The organism is Vibrio ordalii ATCC 33509 (assembly GCA_000257205.1).
Taxonomy (GTDB): domain Bacteria; phylum Pseudomonadota; class Gammaproteobacteria; order Enterobacterales; family Vibrionaceae; genus Vibrio; species Vibrio ordalii.
Genome location: AEZC01000073.1, coordinates 1 through 3564, shown reverse-complemented (window position 1 = coordinate 3564; position 3564 = coordinate 1). Strand labels below are relative to the sequence as shown.

Annotated in this window: 4 protein-coding genes and 1 pseudogene; 2 read left to right on the top strand and 3 right to left on the bottom strand. The window is 44.0% G+C overall.

Annotated features, from left to right (window positions below; genetic code table 11):
- Both VOR_RS16775 and VOR_RS0104705 read left to right on the top strand, forming a co-directional pair.
- The coding region (locus VOR_RS16775) for a MipA/OmpV family protein (protein ID WP_010318573.1) at positions 1 to 241 on the top strand (241 nt) is incomplete at its 5' end.
- A 477-nt stretch (positions 242 to 718) separates the two neighbouring features.
- Complete coding sequence (locus VOR_RS0104705) at positions 719 to 1399, top strand: hypothetical protein (RefSeq protein ID WP_010318572.1); 681 nt, start codon at positions 719 to 721, stop codon at positions 1397 to 1399.
- Positions 1400 to 1666: 267 nt separating this feature from the next.
- Here the strand turns inward: VOR_RS0104705 and VOR_RS0104700 are convergent, their stop codons facing one another.
- The 3 genes and pseudogenes from VOR_RS0104700 to VOR_RS19045 all read right to left on the bottom strand — a co-directional run.
- Positions 1667 to 2530 carry a DMT family transporter gene (locus VOR_RS0104700; RefSeq protein WP_010318571.1) on the bottom strand — a complete coding sequence of 288 codons (864 nt, stop codon included), beginning with the start codon at positions 2528 to 2530 and terminating at the stop codon, positions 1667 to 1669.
- 159 nt (positions 2531 to 2689) lie between these two features.
- Positions 2690 to 3298, bottom strand: a complete 609-nt coding sequence (locus VOR_RS0104695) for a bifunctional 4-hydroxy-2-oxoglutarate aldolase/2-dehydro-3-deoxy-phosphogluconate aldolase (protein ID WP_010318570.1) — start codon at positions 3296 to 3298, stop codon at positions 2690 to 2692.
- Positions 3299 to 3324: 26 nt separating this feature from the next.
- A pseudogene (locus VOR_RS19045) lies at positions 3325 to 3507 on the bottom strand (GntT/GntP/DsdX family permease); the annotation flags it as partial.
- Positions 3508 to 3564 lie beyond the last annotated feature (57 nt).

The window sequence follows — 3564 nt, the reverse complement described above, 5'->3', positions numbered from 1 at the left end:
ACACAACAACTACTATTTCGGTGTGAAAGACAAAGAAGCGACCGCACAGCGTAAAGCTTACCATGCAGGTGGCGACTTCTCTTATAACCTAGGTTACAAACTGGTTTATCCAATTAATGACCGTTGGGAAATCACCCAAACCAGTGCTTACACCCGTTTAGGCTCGGATGTCGCCCATTCGCCAATCGTAGAAAGCGCAAACCAATGGCTCGTTGGCGCAACCGTCGCTTACCACTTCTAAGCTGTACCGCCCTCAGGCAGGAGCCGCATCCCCTGCCTGATTTTTCTACTTGAACTGCCCTTCTCGATCAAATATGAACCCACGCATTGATTCTCTATGAATCTTGCCTTTTGCCTGTCTGAGTTTTCCATGCCTGAGGTAATTCATGGAGTACAAATCTACGATCCCATGAAACTCAATTTTGTCCCATTATTGGCTACGACCGATTAGCAACTCAGGTCACTGAAGTATAATTTGACCTACATTTAATAATTCCAAAAATACGGAAGTAAAGTCAGATTATACCTCCATCTAAGTGACCAAATTCAGCCTGTCACTGCACTATTTAGCTGTTGTTTATCTGAGGGTTAAAGAGGAGGGAGACGTTCAGGTTGTTTCACTAAACTCGATGAAATAATGGTAGCGCTTATGTGTGCTAATTTTGGTATTTGGTATGCTATTGTATGCTTGCTTGTTGGTTTGGATTAGGAAAGTGGTGTGCATAAAGCAGTAGGTAAAGCGATTAGTGATACAGTTGTTGAACGACTAAAAACACCTTTGATAGCTACTTTCATCTTCTCTTGGTTAGTGGTCAATCACTCAGTTGTACTTCAATTCACATTTGAAACCTTACCCAATAAGGTTGCACTAGCTAAAAGTCTACAAGTTGGTTGGTGGTATGGGCTGTTCCTACCTGCAATTGTATCTCTTGGTTACATACTCCTTATACCTGCCTTACAACTAGGTTTAGATTTGTTAGTTCTTAATACTCTTGGTGAATCACGTAAGAAGCATGATGTTAAAGATGCTAGGAATAAACTTGAATCTACACAAGAACACCAGATTAAGTTACGTGATAAAGAGTTAGAGAGCTGGGAGCAGGAAAGAAAGGAACTAAATGATGAAGTTGAGAAAGTACACAATGGTATGGCTAAGGTGTTGGCTCAGCTTAATTCGGCTCAAGAAATGAATGAATCCTTAGAATCAGCAAGGCTAGAGATTGATTCAGATAGACAAAAGTTAGAGGATGCTATTAATAGAGCTGTCGAATCATTAGAGAAGCCAGCAATGAACGCTGGTTCGGGTTACGATGACGAAAGAAGTCCTGAAGAAGTTTATAAAGAAACAATTGAAATCCTGAGAGAAGTAGTATTTGACCCAGAAGGCCTCCCTTTCTGACGCTTCTAAATAACTAGATTATGATATGCACCATCAATACTAAACACCAAGCTAAGCGGCTTTCCATACCTTTATTTATTGATGATTTGCTAAATTAGCAAATGCACTGACAAAGTTTTGTCCAAAAACGACTTACCAGACTCAATAAAACGTGATGGCCCTACGTCATAAACGTGCGTAATGTCTGTTTCCTTCCTTAAAGGTAAAGGAACTCAATGCTTCTTAGGGCTCTCTAGCAACTTAATTTCGCTTCACGTTTTGGCTCTTTTAGCGATGACGAAAATGGCCCATTCGATAGAAAAGAAGCGAACAGAGCAGCAAGCCGCAGCCGAAAATCTTATTCGCTGGCATCGATTCATCATAAATCAGCACGCTCAGAACCAGTGTCCAGATTGGCTCAAGCAGCATTAATATCGCCGCATTAGTGGGGTTGGCGTGCTTTTGACCTATAGTTTGCATCAAATACCGCAAACTGGTCGCGAGTAATACGCTCAGAGCAAGCCACTTCCATGTCATTAAACTTATTTGATCTGGCCATGACTCAAACAGTAAAGAGAGTAATACCCCAAGGCAGCCGCCAACAAACAGTTGTAATGTAGTGAGCAACATCGGCGGCAGATTAGCCGAAAAACGACTGTTAAAGTTAAAATGTAATGCCAAGCTAAAGGCCGCAGCCATAAACCACAGCTGACTGGTCGCGACGACCCACTCCCCATTCCACGACAGTAAAAAAAGCCCAATCAGTGCAATGGGTAGCGACAACCAAAATGCGCGCGCCGGTTTAGTGCCAAACAGCGGCCATGCTAATAATGGAACAAACAGCATAGAGAGGCTCATGATGAATGCGCCCTCGCCTAGCGTGTCGCTAATGGAAATCGCGTGGATCCAGCAAAAAATCGAGCCACCTAGCAACACGCCCACACCCATCGATTTTAAACAATCGTGCAGTGAAGCTTGGCGCAGCGCTTTAAGACAAAATGGCAGTAGGCACAGCGACGCTAAAAGAAAGCGCACACCAATAAAGCCAAAAGGTGGTAGGCCTTGAATGGCTTGTTTGGAAAACACCCAGCCCGCAGCAGCCAATAAGGTCGTGATAACTAAAATTAATTCTGCGCGTCGGTTTGCGTACATAGCTTGGCTTATCGTGAAATGAGTAGGAGAACGATTGTAACGAGATTTTTGATCGCGCGTTACTCTCGATTACTTTTATCGTCAATGGTCGGAGGTGCGCACGGAATAAAAAGACGGCCTACCGAAGCAAGCCGTTGTTCTTAAAGAAAATAGAAAGGGTTATAGCGCTTTCACCAATTCCGCAATGCCCTGCCAATCACCTTTATCCATCAGATCTGTCGGTACCATCCACGTACCGCCACACGCCACTACGGATTTAATCGACAAATACTCTTGAACATTACTTGGGCTAACGCCACCTGTAGGCATGAAATTGACCGGATAAACCGCCGTCAATGCTTTGAGCATGGCCACGCCACCGGAAGGCTCAGCTGGGAAGAATTTCAATGTGCGCAAACCCATTTCCATGGCTTGCTCAACCAAACTTGGGTTGTTGACGCCCGGAACAATTGCCACATGACGCTGTTGACAATATCTCACCGTGGTTGGGTTAAAACCTGGGCTGACTACAAAGTCCACGCCCGCTTCAATGGCTTGGTCTACTTGCGCCGTGGTCAGTACTGTCCCTGCGCCAATCAGCATCTCTGGGTAGGCGGCACGCATCAAACGAATCGATTCTGCAGCCGCTTCTGTTCTAAAGGTCACTTCCGCGCATGGCAACCCATTTTCAACCAATACTTTGGCCAAAGGGACCGCTTGGCTAGCATCATTAATCGCAATCACAGGGACGATTTTGATTTCTTTCAATCGTTGTTCAAGAGTTTTCATTTCATAACCTTATAGTAAAACGCTTTTTATAATAAGAAGCTTAGGACAGCGACAATCACAAACGCGATGCTACCAAGCAGTGTTTCCATCACAGTCCAAGTTTTGAGTGTGGTTTTCTCATCCATTTCCATCAAGCGAGAAACCAGCCAGTGCGGTATACACACCAAATAATTATGCACCAAAACACCAATAGGAATGACAATTCTTATATCTAGGAATTTGAGAATAACTCTAGCCTCGTAACGGATTTAAGTGGCATACCTACC